Origin of the sequence: Gordonia sp. SL306 (assembly GCF_026625785.1) — a bacterium.
GTDB lineage: Bacteria > Actinomycetota > Actinomycetes > Mycobacteriales > Mycobacteriaceae > Gordonia.
The window spans coordinates 3,255,607-3,274,723 of the sequence record NZ_CP113063.1 but is presented as its reverse complement, the minus strand read 5'-3'; the positions used below and the strand labels follow the sequence as shown (position 1 = coordinate 3,274,723).

Below are 19,117 nucleotides of genomic sequence, written 5' to 3'. Positions count from 1 at the left end.
TCAGTCGTCGTGTTCGGTTGCCTGGACCTGCTTCTCGACCTCACGCCAATGTCCCGGTCGCGGGCGCGGGAAGCTCTCGCCGTGCTTGCCCGCGGTGAAAATCTCTTCGGCGCCGTCGATCTCGTCGATCAGCTCCAGCGCCAGTTCACGTTCGTTGGCGTAATAGCGCTCGGCCCATCGCATCGCGATCCGCGCGTATGCCCATGCCGGTTCCGCCTCGGCGGCGGCGGCATCAACAGCGACCCTGTGCTGCAACGCCTCAACCCGCTCCACATGTTCGCGTAGCATCGCCTTGACCGTCTCCGGCGTACTGAGGTGCCCGAATGCGGTCCGCAACAACACGCCGTGCTTGAGCATCGGAGGATCGACCGGTGCATCGAGCGCCCAGATGCGGACCGCCCGGCGACCGGCATCGGTGATCTTGTACACCCTACGATTCCGGCCGCCATCGCCGGTGGCCATCCGCGACGTGGCGTACCCGTGGTTCTCGATCCGTTTGAGCTCGGAATAGATCTGGCTGAACGACGGACTCCAGTAATAGTGACGAAGGCTCCAGTCCGCCCACTTCTTGATGTCGTACCCGGAGACCTCTTCCTCGTAAGCGAGCATGCAGAGGACAGCCCACGAGGTCGGAGGAAGATTGGGCAGGTCCTCGAAGTCAACTTTTTCCGAGGTCACGGGCAAAATGCTACCAACTTGATGGCCGGACGCTCGCGACGTGGCCGCGCACTCAGCGGGACAGCCCGTTGATTCGTCGACGCGATGAGCTGATTCTGTTGTGACACGGCAACTTTCGGAGGAATCATGAGTCACGACAAGGTGATGACCAGGCAGTTCGACATCGATGAGCGCAGCCTTCGGCGCGTGTGGGGCAACTTCGCGACCGGTGTGGCGGTGATCACCGCACACGACGGGACGGAACCCATCGGCTTCACCTGCCAATCCGTCGTGTCCGTCTCCTTGGCACCGCCGCTGATGTCGTTCTGCCCGTCCGCGACATCCACGAGCTGGCCACGGATCCGTGCGATCGGCGAGTTCTGCATCAACATCCTCGCCGACGATCAGCACGAGATGTGCCGGCAGTTCGCCCGAACCGGAACCGAGAAGTTCCGGGGCATCGGCTGGCGACCCGGTCTCGCCGGTGCCCCGATCCTCGACGACGCGCTGGCCCACATCGACGCCCGTCTGGACGCAGAGCACGACGCCGGTGATCACACCATCGTCGTCGCGCAGATCACCGGGTTGTCGGCGCAGGAAGTCAAGGGCCCGTTGCTCTTCTTCCGTGGTGGCCTCGGCACCTTCGGCGATCTCGTCGGATGACCGACGGCGCTCCCCGCGGTGGATCCAACGGGGAGCGCCGGTGTGATCGGTTGATCCGACCGCGAGCAGGTCACCCGGATTCGGACCGGCTGCGAATCAGCTCGAAGCCGCGGTACCCGTCCGCCGCCACCTCCTCGACGATGTCGCGATACACGCCGAACCCCCCGACGAACGGCATGAACACCCTGGGCTTTCCCGGGATGTTCGCACCCAGGTACCAGGAGTTCGCCTCGGGCATCAATGTTCGAGCAGCTCGTTCCGAGCACTCCCGGACCCAACTGTCGACAGCGTCGGGCCGGGCCTCGATGGCCTCCGCCCCGACAGCGTCGAGGGCCGTGAGTGCGTCGGCCACCCAATCCACATGAAGTTCGGAGTGCAGCACCATGTTCGCCAGGACCGAGGGGCTGCCGGGACCGGTCAGGTTGAAGAGGTTGGGGAATCCGGCGACCCCCAGACCGAGGTAGGTTCGCGGTCCTTCGCTCCAGGCCTGCTTGAGGGTCTCACCCCCACGCCCGACGATATTGATCCGTTCCACCGAGCCGGTCATCGCATCGAATCCGGTGGCCAGCACCAGCGAATCCAACACGATCGATCGACCGTCGACGTCGATACCCGCGGGCGTGATCCGCTCGATCGGCGTCGCGCGCACGTCGACGAGGTGCACGTTCGGACGGTTGAACGTCTGGAAGTAATTGTCGTCGGTGCAGATCCGCTTCGCACCGATCGGATGGTCGCGCGGGATGAGGAGGTCGGCGACCGCCGGGTCGTCGATCACCGCACGGATCTGCTGCTCCCAGAACTCCTGGGCGGTCCGGTTCGCGTCGAGGTCGGTCAGCTGGTCCGGGAAGGTCTTGCTGAACAGTACTCCGCCCAGGAGCCAACGCTTTTCGTATGCCTCCCGGCGTTCGTCGTCGGACACGTCCAGCGCCGACCGCGGGTGCGGCTGGTGCGGTGAGCCCCCGCCGCTCTCCATCGATCGGCGACGACGCTCCGGGTAATCGGCCTTGTGGGCCGTTCGCGTCGCATCGTCGAGCGGCACGTTGCCGGCCGGGATGCTGTAATTCGGTGTCCGCTGGAAGACATGGAGCTCTGTCGCGGTCTCGGCGATTCGTGGAATCGCCTGTATCCCCGACGATCCCGTCCCGATCACCCCGACACGTCGCCCGGCGAAATCGACGCCGTCGTGCGGCCACGAGGATGTGTGGTGGACATCGCCGGCGAACGATGTCAGGCCGGGGATCTGCGGGATGTTCGCACTCGAAAGCGGTCCGAGAGCTAGTACACAGAACCTGGCCGACACCTCCTCACCGGTGTCGGTCCGCACCAGCCAGCGAAGTGTCGACTCGTCGAGCGTCACATCGATGACCCGGGTGTTCAATGCGATGTCGCGCCGGAGGTCGAATCGGTCCGCCACATGGTTGAGGTATCGGAGGATCTCGGGCTGCGTGGCGTACTTCTCGCTCCAGTCCCACTCCTGCTGCAGCTGATCGTCGAAAGAGTATGAGTAGTCGACACTCTCGACGTCACAACGCGCGCCGGGATAGCGGTTCCAGTACCAGACGCCGCCCACTCCGCCGCCGGCCTCGTAGACCTGGACGGAATGACCGTCACGTCGGAACCGCTGCAGTGCATACAATCCCGCGATTCCCGCACCGACAACGACGACGTCGACGGTACGCACATGTGCGGCGGCTTCTGAGTTGGTGCTCTCCACGTGAATTCGCCTTCCGATCGGTACGTTTCACTGACCGCCGACGCTAGGATCGCGAGCCCGCCGGATGCCAGTGTTCCTCCCGCTGATCGGCACACCCGGCACCGGTCACATCATCCTCCCGATCATCGGGACAACGCACCTCCGCGACTCGCCCTGCTCGCCTACCGTCGGCATTGGTTCACGGAAGGGGAACAGCATGCACTGGGACGACGAAGTAGATGTGCTCGTCGCGGGATCGGGTGGCGGACTCGCCGGCGCCTACACCGCGGCACGCGAAGGACTGCGTGTGGCCGTGGTCGAGGCCACCGACAAGTTCGGGGGTACCACCGCGTATTCCGGCGGCGGCGGGATGTGGTTTCCGTGTAACCCGGCATTGCGTCGAGCCGGCACCGACGACACCCTGGACGAGGCACTCGAGTACTTCGAGGCGGTCGTCGGCGATCGGACTCCGGCCGATCTCCAGCAGACCTACATCCGTCGCGGGTCCGACGTGATCGAGTATCTGGAGAGCGATCCGGCGTTCGACTTCGAGATGTTCCCCTGGCCCGACTACTTCGGGAAGGCGCCAGGGGCGCGGCTCGACGGACAGCGCCACATCACTCCCGTACCTTTACCCGCGTCGGAACTCGGCGACCTGCGGGACTCGTTGCGCGGTCCGCTCGACACCGATCGGCTGGGTGCGCCACCCCCGGACCTGCTCATCGGCGGACAAGCGCTCATCGGACGATTCCTGAAGGCCCTCAGCCGGTTCCCCAATGCGTCACTACACCTCGATTCGCCTCTGGTCGACCTGGTCGTCGAGGACGGTTCGGTGGTCGGGGCGATCGTCGAACACGACGGGACGCGCCGTGCGATCCGGACCTTCCGTGGCGTGCTGCTGGCTGCAGGCGGCTTCGAGCAGAACGACGAGATGCGCGATCGGTTCGGGGTTCCCGGCTCGGCGCGCGACACGATGGGACCGTGGGGGAATCTCGGCCGCGCACATCAGGCCGCGATCACCGCGGGCGCAGACCTCGACCTCATGGATCAGGCCTGGTGGTCGCCCGGGATGACCCATCCGGACGGGCGCTCGGCGTTTGCCCTGTGGTTCACCGGTGGCATCTTCGTGAACCAGGACGGGCAGCGATTCGTCAACGAGTCCGCACCGTATGACCGACTGGGGCGCGAGGTCATCCAGGCCATCGAACAGGAAACGCTGGCCCTGCCCTTCTGGATGGTCTATGACGACAAGGAAGGTGTGGTCCCGCCGGTCAAGGCATCCAACGTGTCCATGGTGGACACCGAGGACTACGAGTCCGCGGGATTGTGGCACTCCGCCGACACGCTGGAGGACCTCGCCGCCCTGATCGGGGTCGACCCGACCGGACTCGTGGCGACCGTCGAGCGCTTCAACAAGTTCGTGGCCGATGGCGTCGATCCGGACTTCGGCCGGGGCGACGAGGCGTATGACCGGGCGTTCTCCGGCGGGGAGCCGCCGATGGTGCCGATCGACCAGCCGCCCTATCACGCAGCAGCCTTCGGCATCTCCGACCTCGGCACCAAGGGTGGCGTGCGCACCGACAGTACCGGGGCCGCTCTCGACAAGACGGGCCGACGAATCGATGGCCTCTACGCCGCGGGCAACACGATGGCCGCGGTGAGTGGGACCACCTATCCAGGCGGCGGCAACCCGATCGGCGCCTCGGTCCTGTTCAGCCACCTCGCAGCCCTCGACATGCTCTCCCGCACCGGAGATCCCGACCCCGACACCACGATCTCGAGGAGTGCCGATGAAGCCGAATGACCTGATCCGCTCCCGGGTCCTGCAATATCTGTCGGCGATCGGAGCCGGAACGGCCGCAGACATCGCCGCCCTCTACGCCGACAACGCCACCGTCGAGGACCCCGTCGGTTCCGAAATCCGTACCGGCCGAATGGCGATCGAGGAATTCTACGGAGCGCTGAGCGGAGCCGACTGCGACGCCGAACTCCTCACGCTGCGCGTGGCCGGCCACACCGCTGCATTCGGATTCCGCGTCACCACAAGAACTCCCGACCAGGTCATCGTCGTCGAACCCATCGACATCATGACGTTCGACGACGACGCCCAGATCACCAGCATGCGTGCGATCTGGGGACCCGACGACCTGACCATCAAGAACCGATAGAGAGACCGGACATGACCACAGATGAACTGCAGTGGGATCGCGACGTCGACTTCGTCGTGGTCGGGAGCGGGGCCGGCGGGCTCACCGGTGCGTTGGCCGCTGCCGCGGAAGGACTGGACACGCTCATCATCGAGAAGGCCTCGGTCTTCGGCGGAAGCACGGCGCTGTCGGGCGGCGGGGTCTGGATTCCGAACAACGCCACGCTGCGCCGTGAAGGGATCGTCGACTCGCGCGAGAATGTGCGTGCCTATCTCGACGCCGTGGTCGGCGACCGGGTTCCCTCCGCCAACGTCGACGCCTTCATCGACGAGGGGCCGCAGATGATCGAGTTCCTGGAGAAGTCCAGTTCGCACATGCGTTTCCAGTGGTGTCCGGGGTATTCCGACTACCATCCGGAGCGGCCCGGCGGTCGTCCGGAAGGCCGGTCGATCGAGCCACTGCCGGTCGATCTCAGGCAGCTCGGCGAGGACGAGGACCGGCTGCGCCCGGCCGCCTTGGCCACGCCTCCCGGCCTGTTCATCACGTCGAAGGACTTCGTCGCGCTCAACATGGTGATGCGCACCTGGAAGGGCAGACGAACCGCGTTGATGACGGGGCTCCGGGCAGTCAAAGCGGTTGTCCTGCGACGTCATATGGACACGCTCGGCCGAGCACTCGTCGCCCGGCTGCGACTGGCGTCGAAGGATGCCGGTGTGCCGCTGCTCCTCGACACGCCCTTGCAGTCACTCATCACCGACGCGTCCGGTGCGGTGATCGGTGTTGTCGCCGAACATCGCGGCGAGCAGATCCGCATCCGGGCCCGTGCCGGAGTACTGCTGGCGACCGGAGGTTTCGAACACAACGACGAGATGCGCAAACGCCATCTCCCGTCCGGCGGCCAGGACGACTACAGCGCGGCGTCGAAGGACAACACGGGAGACGGGATCGTCGCCGGCGCCGACGTCGGTGCCGCGGTGGATCTCATGGACGACGCCTGGTGGATGCCGTCCTTCCAGCGTCCCGACGGCATCAACCAGGTCCTGGTGTCCGAGCGATCGATTCCGCGTTCGATCATCGTCGATCAAAGCGGCCGCCGGTTCACCAACGAGGCGGCGCCCTATGTGACATTCGTGCACGCCCAACTGGCCGGCGGTCACGAACCGGCATGGTTCATCTTCGATCGCACTGCGAAGAACCGGTATCCGATCGGCGGCATCATGCCCGGACAATCGTTCCCGCAGGACTGGTCACAGAGCGGTCTCCTGGTGAAGGCGAGCACCCTCGGCGAACTCGCGCTCGCCATCGGCGTCGACCCGGCCACCTTCACCGGAACCGTGGAGCGCTACAACGGTTTCGCCCGTAGCGGGAAAGATCTTGATCACGGTCGCGGCGACAGCGCGTACGACAACTACTACGGCGACCCCAGTCTCGATCAGCCAACACTCGACGTTCTCGATCGCGGCCCGTTCTATGCGCTCCGCATGCGTGCCGGCGACCTCGGCACCAAGGGAGGTCTCGTGTACAACGCAGACGCACAGGTCCTACGCGACGACGGAACCGTCATCGACGGTCTCTTCGCGACCGGCAACACGTCCGCCGCGGTGATGGGCAACGACTATGCGGGCGCCGGTGCGACCATCGGTCCCGCCATGGTCTTCGGTTACGTCGCGGCACGCCGCGCCGCTGCCGACCGCTGAGGCCCGTGATGCAAGAGTTGACTTGCGGCACTTGCCGAACCACTGTCCTCGCGGAGAAGTTCAGTCCAAGCCATACCAGCATTCAGTGGCTCGAGGATGCCAACCACGCCTGCCCCGAGTTCGCTCGCATCACTGCGGCCGGTGAGAACGTGAGCGCCATCCCGACGTGCCCCGCGCTCCGCGAAACCATCGAAGAAGCCGCACGCAGCGGACGGTTGGCGACCGACAGCTTTCGGGTCGAGCCGACCCGCGGACTACCCAACCGATTGCGCCGCGATCAGAACACCTCAGGAGATTGACATCATGAGCACTCCAACAACACCATCGGACACAGCACAATTGGCCGGAAAGGTGATCATCGTCAGCGGCGGCGCGCGAGGCCTCGGCTCGGCGTTCGCGCACCGCATCGTCGCGCGCGGCGGCAAGGTGGTGATCGGCGACATCCTCGACGATGTGGGCAAGCAGACCGCCGAGGATCTCGGTGACGCCGCACGCTACGTCCGTCTCGACGTCACCGATCCCGACCAGTGGTCGGAAGCCGTCGCGCACGCACAGGCCGAATTCGGATCCCTCACAGGGATCGTCAACAACGCCGGGATCTCGACGGGCGCATTCGTCGAGCAGGACACGCTCGCGAACTTCCGACAGGTCCTCGAGATCAACCTCGTCGGCGTGTTCAACGGCATCCGCGCCGCCATCGCACCGCTGCGGGCGGCCGGCGGCGGATCGATCGTCAACATCTCTTCCGCTGCCGGACTCACCGGATTGCCACTCACCAGCGGCTATGGCGCATCGAAATGGGGCGTCCGCGGACTGACCAAGCTCACCGCGGTAGAACTCGCCACGGATCGCATCCGCGTCAACTCGGTCCACCCCGGAATGACCTACACGCCGATGACATCGTCGATCGGTATCGAGACCGGCGACGGCAAGTATCCCAACACGCCGATGGGTCGGGTCGGGCTCCCGGACGAGATCGCCGGCGCCGTCAGCTTCCTCCTGTCCGACGACGCCGCATACATGACCGGTGCCGAGCTCGCCGTGGACGGCGGATGGACCGCGGGCCCCACCGTCGCCTACGCGATGGGACAGTGATCATGACCGTGACGAATCCCGCTGTGACGATCCCTGGGGTGACGACATACGAGATCACCACCTCCCGGGGCGTCCTTCGCTACCACGAGGCCGGCGACGGACCGATCCTGCTGCTTCTGCACGGCTCAGGACCTGGCGTCACCGGGCTCCGCAACTTCCGCGGAAATCTACCGTTCTTTGCGGAGCATTTCCGTTGCCTCGTACTGGAATTCCCAGGTTTCGGCGTCAGCGACGACTTCGGCGGCCATCCGATGGTCACCGCGCTGGCCGCGGTCGAGGAGTTCGTCGACGCGCTGGATCTGACGGATGCCGCGATCATCGGCAACTCGATGGGCGGCGGCGTCGCCCTGAGCTATGCGGCCGCCCACCCGGACAAGGTCCGGAGCCTCGTCACGATCGGCGGAATCGGCAAGAACCTCTTCAGCCCGGGACCCAGTGAAGGAATCCGGCTCCTGCAGGAATTCACCGACGACCCGAACCGCGAGCGACTCGTGCGCTGGCTGCACTCGATGGTCTACGACCCCGCCTTGATCACCGACGAGCTCATCGAGGAACGTTGGGCGCAAGCCACCGAGCCCGGCACGCTCGAGAGCGCGCGACGGATGTACGGCTCAACGGCATTCGCCGCGATGATCGCGGCGATGGAGAACTCGGACACTCCCCCGCCCTGGGCGACGATGCACAAGGTCAGCGCACCCACTTTGCTGACGTGGGGTCGCGACGATCGCGTGAGCCCGCTGGACATGGCGCTGATCCCGATGCGAACGATCCCGAACGCCGAGTTGCACGTGTTCCCGCGATGCGGCCACTGGGCCATGATCGAGCAGAAGTCGGCTTTCGAGAGTGCGGTGTCGGCGTTTCTGCGGCGGGAGCCCGCCGTCGGCGGCACCCGATAGCGACAGTCACCCCACAGGAGGCCAGGCATGACCAGCACGCCCAGATCCGTCCGACCGCTCGCAGCGTCCGAGGTCGACGAGTTCACCCACGAAACCGACGTGCTCGTGATCGGATTCGGCTGTGCCGGTGCGGCTGCCGCCCTCGAGGCAGACTCTGCCGGCGCCCACACCATCCTCCTCGAGCGGCAGAGCGGTGGTGGCGGATCGGCCGCGTTGTCCGGCGGCGAGATCTACTTGGGCGGCGGCACCGGGATCCAGCAGGCGTGCGGATTCACGGATACGCCTGCGGAGATGGAGAAATTCCTGCTCGCCGCCCTCGGCCCGGACGCAGACACCGACAAGGTCCGACGTTACTGCCACGGCAGTGTCGAGCACTACGAATGGCTGGTTGCACAGGGCGTTCCGTTCAAGCCGTCGCTGTGGGACTCGCCCACCTGGGTCCCCCCGACCGACGACGGCCTGATGTGGATGGGCGAGAACGCGTATCCCTTCTGCGACCTTGCGACACCGGCACCCCGCGGCCACCGCGTCACCTCGGACGGCTTCGGTGGCAAGGTTCTGATGGCGGTGCTCGGTGACGCGATCGCGGCATCAGGAGTGGCCGTCCACACCGATACCGCGGTCCAACGACTCATCGTCGAGAACGACCGGGTCGTCGGCGTATCCGCCCGTCATTTCGGCGAGACCGTTACCTACCGGGCGCGCGGGGTCGTGATCACCACCGGTGGCTTCGCCGACAACACCGAGATGGTCGCTCAGCACGCTCCCCAGCTCGTCGGCCTGGGCGTCAACAGTGACGGCGGCGACGACGGTCGCGGTATCCGGATGGCACAAGCGGCCGGTGCCGCGATCCGGCACATGTCGGCCGGCCAGGTCGGCATCTCGCTGATCCCCGGGATGATGGTCCGCGGGATGATCGTGAACGACCTGGGCCAGCGCTTCATCAACGAGGATGTGTACCCCGGCCTGGTCGGTCAGGCCGCTCTGTTCAAGCACGGATTGCGAGTCTGGGTGATTCTCGACGAGAGGGGGTACGAGGAGGTCCCGGAGAACGAGAGATGGGGTGTGGTACCTCATTTCGTCGCCGAGTCCGTCGCAGAGCTCGAATGCGAGATCGGCATGCCTGACGGAGCCCTACAGAACACCGTGGCCGAATACAACCGGTATGCCGGCGAGGGCATCGATCCCTACTTCCACAAGTCCGCCCGGTGGTTGCGGCCATTGCAGGCTCCATTCGCCGCCATCGACGTCCGCAAGGGCATCGCCCCACCGGAATACGGTGCCGCCGGTGGCGGCGGAGCAGAGGTCTTCACCCTCGGTGGCGTGTGCACCACAGTCGACGGGGCGGTCCTGGATCTCGACGGAGAGGCGATACCAGGGCTCTTCGCGGCCGGGCGCGCGACGTCGGGCCTGCACTCGTGGGGCTACATCAGTGGCACCTCACTGGGCGACGGCACCTTCTTCGGACGGCGCGCCGGAGCCGCGGCGGCCGAAAGGCGTTGACAACGCCATACTCCTGGGCACGCGTCGAGACTCGTCACCCAACTGAGCGCATGCTCCGCCGAGCTCGCATGCTCCGCCGATCGAGTAGAGCGAGGCGCCAGCCGAGCTCGTATCGAGATCCCCTCCCTACCCCTGAAAATCCTCTGCACTATCTTCAAGAAAAACCTTGACGTCGAACATTTGTTCGAATATCTTGGTTGGCATGAGAACTTCGGGGGAACTCATGACCACAGTCGATACCGTTGTCGATTCGGTGCGTGACCTGCACTTCGACGACGTTTCGGATCTGACGAAGCCCTCGGCATTCGACACCATGAGAGCGCTCATCGTGATGGGCAACCTGCTCGAACACCGCATGGCGACCGTGGCCGGCCACCTCGACCGCCTCGGAGTCGCCAAAGACCACGGCCGCAAGATGACCGAACTGCTGATCGTCATGGGCCTCGCCCCCGCATTCGCCGCCCGGCTACAACGCGTCGCCGCAGCCTCGTCATCGTTGCCGACACTGCACGCACATGCCATCGACGGTGCGATCTCCGGCGAACACGTCGATGCCATCGTCAAGGGGATGACCCATGCTGCTTCGCGATGTGCGGAACCGATCGACGACGCGACGCGTCTGACCTTTGTGACAGACCTTCTCGGCCAGTTCTTCTCCGGCGCCACATCCGCCCAGATCGCCAAACATGCTCGTACACTGGGTAATCAGCACGCCGACGACACCGGCGGAATCCCCGCGGCCGAAGACCGTGATTTGAATGCCCTGTCGAAATCCATTGACAACGATGGTCGCCTGGAAGTGCGTGCCGACCTCAACGTCGAAGTCGGCGAAAAGTTCCATGCCGCCATCGAAGAACTCGCCAAACCCCGGCTCGAACCCGACGGGTCACCGGACGCGCGGTCGACCGAACGCCGCCAGGCCGATGCATTGGAAACGCTGCTCGATATCGCCGCCCGCGGCGGGAACACCCATATCGCATCCGCACCCCGGACCCAAACATTGATCACCGTGCCGGCGCAGAGACCCACGCAGGCAGAGTCGGAGTTCATGGGCTCGATCACCGAAGCCACCCTGCACACCCTCACGTGCGACGGCACCATCACCACCATGATCGTGGACGGGGAGAAGGTGCCCCTCGACATCAGCCGGGAAAAACGACTGTTTCCGGCGCCGATACGGAGAGCTCTGCATGAGCGCGACAAGTGCTGCATCAAATGTGGCGCGCCCGCATCCCGTACCCATGCGCACCATCTGCATCACTGGGCCGACGGCGGCGAAACCTGTCTGGAAAACGGCTGTTTACTCTGCCCGTCCTGTCACGCCGACGTTCACCACAACGGCTGGGACGTGGTGATGGGACTCGACAGACACCCCTGGCTGATCCCACCGACCACCGTGGACTCCAGACGGCAACCGATACCGGCTCACAACCGGCGCACACTGAATCTCGACAACCCTCCTGCGGCTGCGTGATCCGGCCCAAACCGGCATGACACCGAGATCCCCGCCTACCTGACCCGACGTGGACGATCTGCACGACTCCCCACGCGCCCTGCCCCGGCGGGGACCGCATCTGTCCCTTGAAAACTCCACAGTGTGAGTATCGGGCAACACCGTACGGTGTCGCGTACCCGACGGCCACCCAGATCAGGGTCTTCCGACCCGACGGAGTGGTGCGCGATACGCGACACCGTATGGCGCCGTCGCCGATCAGGCAGCGCCGAGAACTCCAGTGGTCTCGATGATTTCGTCACTCGCTCGCCGTGGCATGGCCAGCGCGGTCAGCGCGCCCACCACCGAGACGATCGCACCGATCACGAAGGCCACCTTGAACCCGTCCGAGTCATAGAACGTGGCGCCTTCCGCAACCATCGCTACGTGCGAATTGTTCAGCACGGTGAACGCGACCACCGACAGCACCGCCGGGAAGATGCTCTGACTCACGGCGACAATGCTGGCCGTACTGGCCTGCAGCGTGGGCGACACGGCCTCGATCACCAAGTTCGGCACGGCCGCATACGACATACCCTGACCCAGGCCGAGAATCACCGCTCCCAGGATGATCGTCGACTTCTCCGAATGGTTGAACGCCACCACGAGCATGCCGATCGCCATCAGCGAGAGGCCCGCGAGCATGAGCAGCCGCGGCGCGAAGCCTCGGCTCACCAACACACCGACGAACAGTCCGCCGGCCACGATCGCGATCACCATCGGCAACTGGAACAGCGCGAAATCCTCCGCCGACAAACCCCAGCCGTACCCGAGTCCCATGATGCCGGGCACCATCACCATCATCGGCAACAGAACCGCGAACAGCCCGGAGATCCCATAAGCGACACCGGCGCTGATGGTCGTGAGATACACCGGACGACGACGCAGCACATCCAGATCCACCAGAGGCGCGGCGACCGTTCTCGCCGACACCAGCCATGCCATGAGCAACGCAGCCCCACCGAGGAGGTAGGTGAGGGTCGATGCCGCGGTCCAGCCCCAGGACGGCCCGAAGCTGACGCCGACCAGCACTCCGGCGAGACCCGCGCCGAGCAGCACCGCGCCGACCAGATCGACGGTTGTCCGTACCCTCAGCGGCGACTCGTCGACCGTGACGAGGATCGCGAACCCGATCGCGACCACCACGGCGAAGAGGAACCAGAAGATGCTGCGGAATCCGAAGTCGTCGATCAGCCAGCCGGTGAGGAACGGCGCAGGCACCGCCACCAGGCCCATCCCGGTTGTCGCAATGCTGACCGCCAGGGCGACGGCCTTCGGCGGGAACACATCTCGGATCAGCGAATAACCGAGGAACAGGCACGGGACGAGGAATCCGGCCAGTGCACGGCCGGCGATCATCACGCCGTACGAGGGCGCGATCGCCGACAACAGGCACCCGACCGCAGCCAACGCGACACAGACGAGCAGGAGGCGACGCTTGCCGAACATGTCCGAGAGGCGGCCGATGACGGGCGCCGTGACCGCGCCGGTGAGCAGGAATGCTGTGAGCAGCCAGGCCCCCTGCGTTGTCTGATAATGCGTGACGATGAACGGCAGTGCCGTGGAGATCATCAGATAGCTGATCGCCAGGACCTCCAGCAACAGCACGATGGACACGAGACCGAGCACGAGCCGGGGGGTCCAGACCCGCTGGGAGTCGGATGTCGTCGCGCCAGGCGTGACGCCCGAGCCCTCGCTCGGGGTGGGTTGTACAGGCATCGGATACCTTCCAGGGACACCGACCCGCAGACCGCGCGTCGGAACAAAGTGATCGACGACCACGGGATGTGGTGCCAGTCACATCACACCGGCACCGAACTGCCTGCACCAGCCGAGGTTCCCGCTGTTCGGGACAGATGATCATCCAGAACTCGTCACGAAACAATCTGCACTGCAACATGATTACGAATGGCAAAGTCATCGACGCAGACGACGACGTGGCCCGCTCCATACGGGGCCACGTCGTCGGTCACAGTGCGAGTCTCGCTGTCAGCGTTGCGTCGACCCCGCATCCACGGGCAGCGTGACCGCCGTGATGTATCGCGCCTCGTCCGAGGCGAGGAACAGCGCGGCGTTCGCGATGTCGACCGGTTCGATCCACGGGACCGGCAACATGTTCATCGTCTGGGCCGCGGCCGCAAACTCCTCGCGGGTGGGGTTCTCCAGATCGGGCCGGAACGCTTTGCGGACCATGGGGTTCTGGATCATCGGCGTGTCGACGTTGGTCGGATGTACCGAGTTCACCCGAATGCCGTACGGCGCCAGTTCATGTGCCAGCGACCGCATCAGGCCGACGACGCCGTGCTTGGCGGACACGTAGTGGGCAACTCCGGAGAGTCCCCGCAGCCCGGCGATGGAGCTGGTCAGGATCATCGCACCAGCACCCTTCTCGATGAGGTGCGGTGCGGTCGCCTTGCAGGTCTGCCACACTCCCGTGAGATTGACATCGAGCATCGTGTCCCACTCGTCGTCGCCGAGTTCGACCGCCGCGCCCTTCGAGGTGATGCCCGCTGTTGCACAGACGATGTCGAGGCCACCGAGATCAGCGACAGCAGCGTCGACGGTGTCGCGGAGGAGCTCGCCGTCGCGGACGTCGACGACAGCGGAGATCACCCGTGAGCCCTGCTTCTCGGCAAGCAATGCCACCTCGGCGAGGTCTTCGGGGGTCGATGGCGGTGTCACCGTCGTCTCCACGGACCGGCAGATGTCGAGGGCGATGATGTCGGCCCCTTCTTCGGCGAAGCGCAACACCTGAGCTCGCCCGATACCGCGCGCCGCACCGGTCACCAGCGCCACCCGCCCTGCCACGCGGCCCATCACGAGACCTTCGCCACGAGGCCGGCGTCCACCACGACATTCGTCCCGGTGACGTAGCGTGCTTCCGCGGACAACAGGAACAGCACGGCGTTGCTGACGTCGACGGGGCTGACCCACGGCACGCCCAGGAGATTGCGGGAGGCGAGCGCGACTGCGGCGTCGTCCTCGGCGGGTGCTGCGAGGTCCGGGCGCAGCTTCGCAAAGACCCGTTCATTGAGGATCATCGACGTACCCACCGATCCCGGATGGACGGCGTTCACTCGAATACCGTTCGGGCCGAGTTCGTTCGCCAATGTCTGGGTCAGCCCGACGACACCATGCTTGCTCGCGCAGTAGTGCGCCGTTCCGGCCATCCCCTTGAGCCCGTTGGTCGAACCGATGATCACCAACGATCCGCCCGGTTCCATCAAGGGCACCGTCGCCTTCACCGTGTGCCACGCTCCGGTCAGATTGATGTCGATGACGCGGCGCCAGCTGTCATCGTCGATCTCCCACGATGGGCGGGCCTCCGGGTAGACACCCGCGTTGGCGACCACGGCGTCGAGGCGGCCGAGCTCGTCGACGCCGCCGCGAACAGCCCCAGCGAGGCTCTCGAAGTCGCGGATGTCGGCACCAGCGGTCACGCAGCGCCCACCCACCCAGTCGACCTCGCGCGCCGTGCCGGCCAGATCGTCGGCAGACGCCTCGAGGTCGACCGCGATGACACTCGCGCCCTCCTCTGCGAGCCGCACGCAGTGGCTTCGCCCCATCCCCTTGGCCGCGCCGGTGACCAGGACGACCTGATCACGCATGCGATTCATTCGGTTCTCCCGGAGCACCTGTGCATGGCCGCGACCATAAGGCCGCCGCGACCGCACGCGACGGCACGCCTCCCACTCAGCGGGCAGCCACCGAATCTCTCCCGGACAACAGAATCCGCCGCTCCGCGGAGCCGACCCACCACACACCATGACGTCATCGCAACGAAGGAGGTTGGTATGACGACGGTTGCCGCCCGCGTGGCCCCGCCGCGTCCCGCGTCGGCCCGGGTCTCACGAGTCATCGACGAGACCCGGGACGCGAAGTCCATCGTGTTCGAGGTGCCGGCCGACCGCACGCACGACTTCACCTATCGTCCCGGCCAATTCCTCACCCTGCGCATCCCCAGCGACACAACGGGGTCGGTGGCCCGCTGCTACTCCCTCGCCAGTTGCCCGGTCAGCGACGACGAGCTGATGGTCACGGTCAAGCGCACCGCGAACGGCTACGGCTCCAACTGGTTGTGCGACAACGTGTCCGAAGGAGACGTCGTCGACCTGCTCCCGCCGTCCGGCGCCTTCACGCCGACGTCGGCAGACGAGGACCTCCTCCTCTGGGGAGCCGGTGGTGGCATCACCCCGCTGTTCTCGATTCTCAAGTCCACCCTCGCGATCGGGAGTGGGCACGTCACGCTCATCTACGCCAACCGCGATGCCGACTCGATCATCTTCGACGAGCAACTACGCACTCTCGCAGCGCGGCACCCGAACCGGTTGGTCGTGATCCACTGGCTCGAATCCGTCCGGGAACGACCGACCGCCGACGGACTCGCACGGTTGGCCGAGCCGTTCGCCGACCGCCACTCCTACGTGTGTGGTCCCGCAGGGTTCATGGCGACGGTTCGCGACGCGATGGCGAGCCTCGGCGTACCACGGTCACGGGTGCACGCCGAGGTCTTCGCATCTCTTCGCGGCGACCCCTTCGCCCAGCGCACATCGGAACCACGCGCACCGGAACCCGCCTCGGAGTCCGATGTCCTCGCCACGACGACCGCGCAGGTCGATACCGACGGAGACACTCACACCATCGACTGGCCGCGATCGCAGAACCTGGTGGAAGCGATGCTCGCCCACGGAATCGACGTCCCCTACTCCTGCCGCGAAGGGCAATGCGGCACCTGCGCCTGTGTCGTCGTCGACGGCGACGTGACGATGACCGACACCGGCGTGCTCGACGAGGACGACCTGGAAGCCGGCTACGTCCTGGCATGCCAGGCCCGGCCGAACGGTGATTTCGCCCGCATCAGATTCTGATCGACAACCCACTCGAGAAGGAGGGAACAATCCTGTCCTGACCACGATTCGCCGTCGGCATCCGCGGCGCCGTTGCGGCCGTCAGCATCTGCCTGACGTCGGTCGGGATCGCCACGCTCCCACCGTCCACACCGGCGTCGTCTATCGCAGCAATGCACTCAACACGTTGACCGATGTGGATAAGCAGAAGCTCGTCGCACTGGGCGTCACTGACATCGTCGACGTCCGGTCACCCAACGAGGTCGCCGCGAGCCCGGACGGTCTCCCGCCGCTCCGGTACATCAAGCAGCCGATAAGGGATCCCGACAACGATTTCTATCTGACGGTCAACCGGATCATCGGCAGTGGCCCGGCGGCCCAGCAGCAGGCCCTCGGTGGGGCCAAGGCAGTGCGCATGATGCAGGACTACTACCGCTGGATGATCACGGACGCGGCCGCCCGCCGCCAGGTCGGCTCGACCCTGCGTGACATCGCCACGGGGGCTCCGGACCAAGATGCTGCGCCGCGGCGGTCTGCCTCCGCTGTTCGGATCGCTCGACGACGGGAGCTCTCAGTGACCCGGAGTTGCGGGCCTCCTCTGGCGTACCATTTCTGCAACGTGTTCTAATTCAGAACAAGAACTTGTTGCACCCCGCGGCGCACGAAGGGACTTCCATGGCCGGCGCGACCGATCCTGCAGAACAGAACACCACGGCACAGTCGACCGAGGGCGAGACGTACGACGTCGTCGTCGTCGGTGCCGGGGCGGCCGGCTTGAGCGCGGCCATCACGGCCGCCGCGAGCGGCCTGAAGACCGTCATCATCGAGAAGTCCCCGTACTGGGGTGGCTCGACGTCACGCTCGGGCGGTGGTGTCTGGATCCCGAACAACTCGGTGCTGAAGCGGGACGGTGTCGACGACACCACCGACAGGGCCCGCGAGTACGTGCACGCGATCATCGGCGAACACGCGCCCGCCGAGCGCATCGACGCCTACATCGACCGTGGGCCCGAGGCGCTGGACTTCCTCATGAAGAACGCCCCGCTCGACCTCGAATGGGTGAAGAACTACTCCGACTACTACCCCGAGGCCCCTGGTGGCCGCCTCGGCGGTCGGTCCGTCGAGCCCCGCCCGTTCGACGCCCGCAAACTCGGCGACGACCTGAAGACCCTGCATCCGCAGTACACCAAGGCTCCGCTGAACATGGTGGTGCTGCAGTCGGATTACCGGTGGCTCAACACCGGTCTCCGGCACTGGCGGGGGCCGTTGCGGATGGCCAAGGTCGGTAGTCGGTTCTTCTGGGCCCGCTCGCGCGGCAAGAAGCTCATCGCGATGGGTGCCGCACTCGCGGCCGAACTCCTGCTCGGGGTCCGTCAGCTCGGAGTTCCGCTCCGTCTCAACACCGGTCTCACCGATCTGCTGACCGAGGACGGCCGCGTGGTCGGCGTGGTCGCCGAGTCCGACGGCGCGACCTTCCCCATCCACGCTCGGCACGGCGTGATCCTGGCGTGCGGCGGCTTCGAGAACAACGCCGAGATGCGGCGCAAGTACCAGCGGGAGCCGATCGGTTCGGACTGGACCACCGGCGCACCGTCCAACACCGGTGACGGCATCAGTGCGGGACAGAAGATCGGCGCTGCGGTCTCACTGATGGACGACGCCTGGTGGGGCCCGACGATCCCGCTGCCCCGCGGTCCGTGGTTCGCGCTGTCGGAACGGTCCGTTCCCGGCACCTTCATCGTCAACGAGCAGGGACAGCGATTCATGAACGAATCGTTGCCGTACGTGGAGGCGGTGCATCAGATGTACGGCGGAGAGTTCGGTCAGGGCGAGGGGCCCGGCACTAACGTGCCGTCGTGGCTGATCTTCGACCAGACCTGTCGTAACCGCTATCTGTTCGCGGGAATCAATGCGCGCCAACCGCTTCCGAAGAAGTGGCTTGAGTCGGGTGTGGTGGTCAAAGCCGATACCATCGCCGAACTCGCTGAGAAGACCGGCCTGCCTGCGGACGCCCTCGCGGCGACCACCGAGCGATTCAACGGCTTCGCACGCTCCGGTGTGGACGCCGACTTCGGACGCGGCAAGAGCGGCTACGACCATTACTACGGCGACATCACCAACAAGCCGAACCCGAGCCTCGGCGCGGTGGCCAAGGCGCCGTTCTATGCGGCCAAGATGGTTCCCGGCGACCTCGGTACCAAGGGCGGCATCGACACCGACGCGTCCGGTCGCGCACTGCGGGCCGACGGCTCCGTCATCGACGGCCTCTATGCCGCGGGCAACACCAGCGCACCGGTGATGGGCCACACCTACGCCGGCCCGGGCGCCACCATCGGCCCGGCCATGGTCTTCGGATATCTCGCGGCCCTCGATGCCGCGGCGAAGGCGCAGACCGCAGCACCGTCCACGAGCACCACAGGAGCCTGA

General features: G+C 65.8%; 16 protein-coding genes. 11 read left to right on the top strand and 5 right to left on the bottom strand.

The window, feature by feature from the left end:
- Window positions 1–678: a PadR family transcriptional regulator gene (locus tag OVA31_RS14960; RefSeq protein ID WP_420714047.1), complete on the bottom strand. Its 678-nt coding sequence runs from the start codon at window positions 676–678 to the stop codon at window positions 1–3.
- Window positions 679–804: 126 nt separating this feature from the next.
- Between OVA31_RS14960 and OVA31_RS14955 the strand changes: the two genes are divergently transcribed.
- Window positions 805–1,320: a flavin reductase family protein gene (locus OVA31_RS14955; protein ID WP_267627405.1), complete on the top strand. Its 516-nt coding sequence runs from the start codon at window positions 805–807 to the stop codon at window positions 1,318–1,320.
- Window positions 1,321–1,390: 70 nt separating this feature from the next.
- On the opposite strand, the gene OVA31_RS14950 is transcribed toward OVA31_RS14955, so the two are convergent.
- Window positions 1,391–3,034 (bottom strand): flavin-containing monooxygenase, encoded by a 1,644-nt coding sequence (locus OVA31_RS14950; RefSeq protein ID WP_267627404.1) that lies wholly within the window; start codon window positions 3,032–3,034, stop codon window positions 1,391–1,393.
- A 196-nt stretch (window positions 3,035–3,230) separates the two neighbouring features.
- Here OVA31_RS14950 and OVA31_RS14945 point away from each other — a divergent pair, with 196 nt between their 5' ends.
- The 7 genes from OVA31_RS14945 (at window position 3,231) to OVA31_RS14910 (ending at window position 11,825) form a co-directional block, all read left to right on the top strand.
- The gene (locus OVA31_RS14945) at window positions 3,231–4,817 is read left to right on the top strand and encodes an FAD-binding protein (protein WP_267627403.1); all 1,587 of its coding nucleotides are present in this window, start codon (window positions 3,231–3,233) and stop codon (window positions 4,815–4,817) included.
- A complete protein-coding gene (locus OVA31_RS14940) occupies window positions 4,804–5,181 on the top strand; it encodes a nuclear transport factor 2 family protein (RefSeq protein WP_267627402.1) in 378 nt (125 codons plus the stop codon). The genes OVA31_RS14945 and OVA31_RS14940 overlap by 14 nt, the downstream gene beginning before the upstream one ends.
- A gap of 11 nt (window positions 5,182–5,192) precedes the next feature.
- Window positions 5,193–6,857 carry an FAD-binding protein gene (locus OVA31_RS14935; RefSeq protein WP_267627401.1) on the top strand — a complete coding sequence of 555 codons (1,665 nt, stop codon included), beginning with the start codon at window positions 5,193–5,195 and terminating at the stop codon, window positions 6,855–6,857.
- A 303-nt stretch (window positions 6,858–7,160) separates the two neighbouring features.
- Window positions 7,161–7,952: a glucose 1-dehydrogenase gene (locus OVA31_RS14925; protein ID WP_267627399.1), complete on the top strand. Its 792-nt coding sequence runs from the start codon at window positions 7,161–7,163 to the stop codon at window positions 7,950–7,952.
- 38 nt (window positions 7,953–7,990) lie between these two features.
- A complete protein-coding gene (locus OVA31_RS14920; protein WP_267627398.1) occupies window positions 7,991–8,848 on the top strand; it encodes an alpha/beta fold hydrolase in 858 nt (285 codons plus the stop codon).
- 27 nt (window positions 8,849–8,875) lie between these two features.
- On the top strand, window positions 8,876–10,351 hold the full coding sequence (locus tag OVA31_RS14915) for an FAD-dependent oxidoreductase (RefSeq protein ID WP_267627397.1): 1,476 nt from the start codon (window positions 8,876–8,878) through the stop codon (window positions 10,349–10,351).
- 223 nt (window positions 10,352–10,574) lie between these two features.
- On the top strand, window positions 10,575–11,825 hold the full coding sequence (locus tag OVA31_RS14910) for an HNH endonuclease (protein ID WP_267627396.1): 1,251 nt from the start codon (window positions 10,575–10,577) through the stop codon (window positions 11,823–11,825).
- 237 nt (window positions 11,826–12,062) lie between these two features.
- Here OVA31_RS14910 and OVA31_RS14905 read toward each other — a convergent pair whose 3' ends face one another.
- The 3 genes from OVA31_RS14905 to OVA31_RS14895 form a co-directional block, all read right to left on the bottom strand.
- The gene (locus OVA31_RS14905) at window positions 12,063–13,562 is read right to left on the bottom strand and encodes an MFS transporter (protein WP_267627395.1); all 1,500 of its coding nucleotides are present in this window, start codon (window positions 13,560–13,562) and stop codon (window positions 12,063–12,065) included.
- Window positions 13,563–13,832: 270 nt separating this feature from the next.
- Window positions 13,833–14,660, bottom strand: coding sequence for a mycofactocin-coupled SDR family oxidoreductase (locus tag OVA31_RS14900; RefSeq protein WP_267627394.1), 828 nt, complete (start codon window positions 14,658–14,660; stop codon window positions 13,833–13,835).
- Window positions 14,660–15,460 (bottom strand): mycofactocin-coupled SDR family oxidoreductase, encoded by an 801-nt coding sequence (locus OVA31_RS14895; RefSeq protein ID WP_267627393.1) that lies wholly within the window; start codon window positions 15,458–15,460, stop codon window positions 14,660–14,662. Before OVA31_RS14895 ends, OVA31_RS14900 begins: the two co-directional genes overlap by 1 nt.
- Before the next feature lie 177 nt (window positions 15,461–15,637).
- On the opposite strand from OVA31_RS14895, the gene OVA31_RS14890 reads away from it, so the two are divergent.
- The 3 genes from OVA31_RS14890 to kstD are packed head-to-tail and all read left to right on the top strand — an operon-like array spanning window position 15,638 to window position 19,117.
- A complete protein-coding gene (locus OVA31_RS14890; RefSeq protein WP_267627392.1) occupies window positions 15,638–16,711 on the top strand; it encodes a ferredoxin--NADP reductase in 1,074 nt (357 codons plus the stop codon).
- Entirely contained in the window at window positions 16,686–17,318 is a 633-nt protein-coding gene (locus OVA31_RS14885; RefSeq protein ID WP_267627391.1) for a tyrosine-protein phosphatase, read from the top strand. The genes OVA31_RS14890 and OVA31_RS14885 overlap by 26 nt, the downstream gene beginning before the upstream one ends.
- A 47-nt stretch (window positions 17,319–17,365) precedes the next feature.
- Window positions 17,366–19,117 (top strand): 3-oxosteroid 1-dehydrogenase, encoded by a 1,752-nt coding sequence (gene kstD, locus OVA31_RS14880; protein WP_267627390.1) that lies wholly within the window; start codon window positions 17,366–17,368, stop codon window positions 19,115–19,117.

What these genes read in the sequence shown, in the direction of transcription:
- OVA31_RS14955 (WP_267627405.1), top strand. Translation starts at nt 805, where the DNA reads ATGAGTCACGACAAGGTGATGACCAGGCAGTTCGACATCGATGAGCGC.
- OVA31_RS14945 (WP_267627403.1), top strand. Translation starts at nt 3,231, where the DNA reads ATGCACTGGGACGACGAAGTAGATGTGCTCGTCGCGGGATCGGGTGGC.
- OVA31_RS14940 (WP_267627402.1), top strand. Translation starts at nt 4,804, where the DNA reads ATGAAGCCGAATGACCTGATCCGCTCCCGGGTCCTGCAATATCTGTCG.
- OVA31_RS14935 (WP_267627401.1), top strand. Translation starts at nt 5,193, where the DNA reads ATGACCACAGATGAACTGCAGTGGGATCGCGACGTCGACTTCGTCGTG.
- OVA31_RS14925 (WP_267627399.1), top strand. Translation starts at nt 7,161, where the DNA reads ATGAGCACTCCAACAACACCATCGGACACAGCACAATTGGCCGGAAAG.
- OVA31_RS14915 (WP_267627397.1), top strand. Translation starts at nt 8,876, where the DNA reads ATGACCAGCACGCCCAGATCCGTCCGACCGCTCGCAGCGTCCGAGGTC.
- OVA31_RS14910 (WP_267627396.1), top strand. Translation starts at nt 10,575, where the DNA reads ATGACCACAGTCGATACCGTTGTCGATTCGGTGCGTGACCTGCACTTC.
- OVA31_RS14905 (WP_267627395.1), bottom strand. Translation starts at nt 13,562, where the DNA reads ATGCCTGTACAACCCACCCCGAGCGAGGGCTCGGGCGTCACGCCTGGC.
- OVA31_RS14900 (WP_267627394.1), bottom strand. Translation starts at nt 14,660, where the DNA reads ATGGGCCGCGTGGCAGGGCGGGTGGCGCTGGTGACCGGTGCGGCGCGC.
- OVA31_RS14895 (WP_267627393.1), bottom strand. Translation starts at nt 15,460, where the DNA reads ATGAATCGCATGCGTGATCAGGTCGTCCTGGTCACCGGCGCGGCCAAG.
- OVA31_RS14890 (WP_267627392.1), top strand. Translation starts at nt 15,638, where the DNA reads ATGACGACGGTTGCCGCCCGCGTGGCCCCGCCGCGTCCCGCGTCGGCC.
- kstD (WP_267627390.1), top strand. Translation starts at nt 17,366, where the DNA reads ATGGCCGGCGCGACCGATCCTGCAGAACAGAACACCACGGCACAGTCG.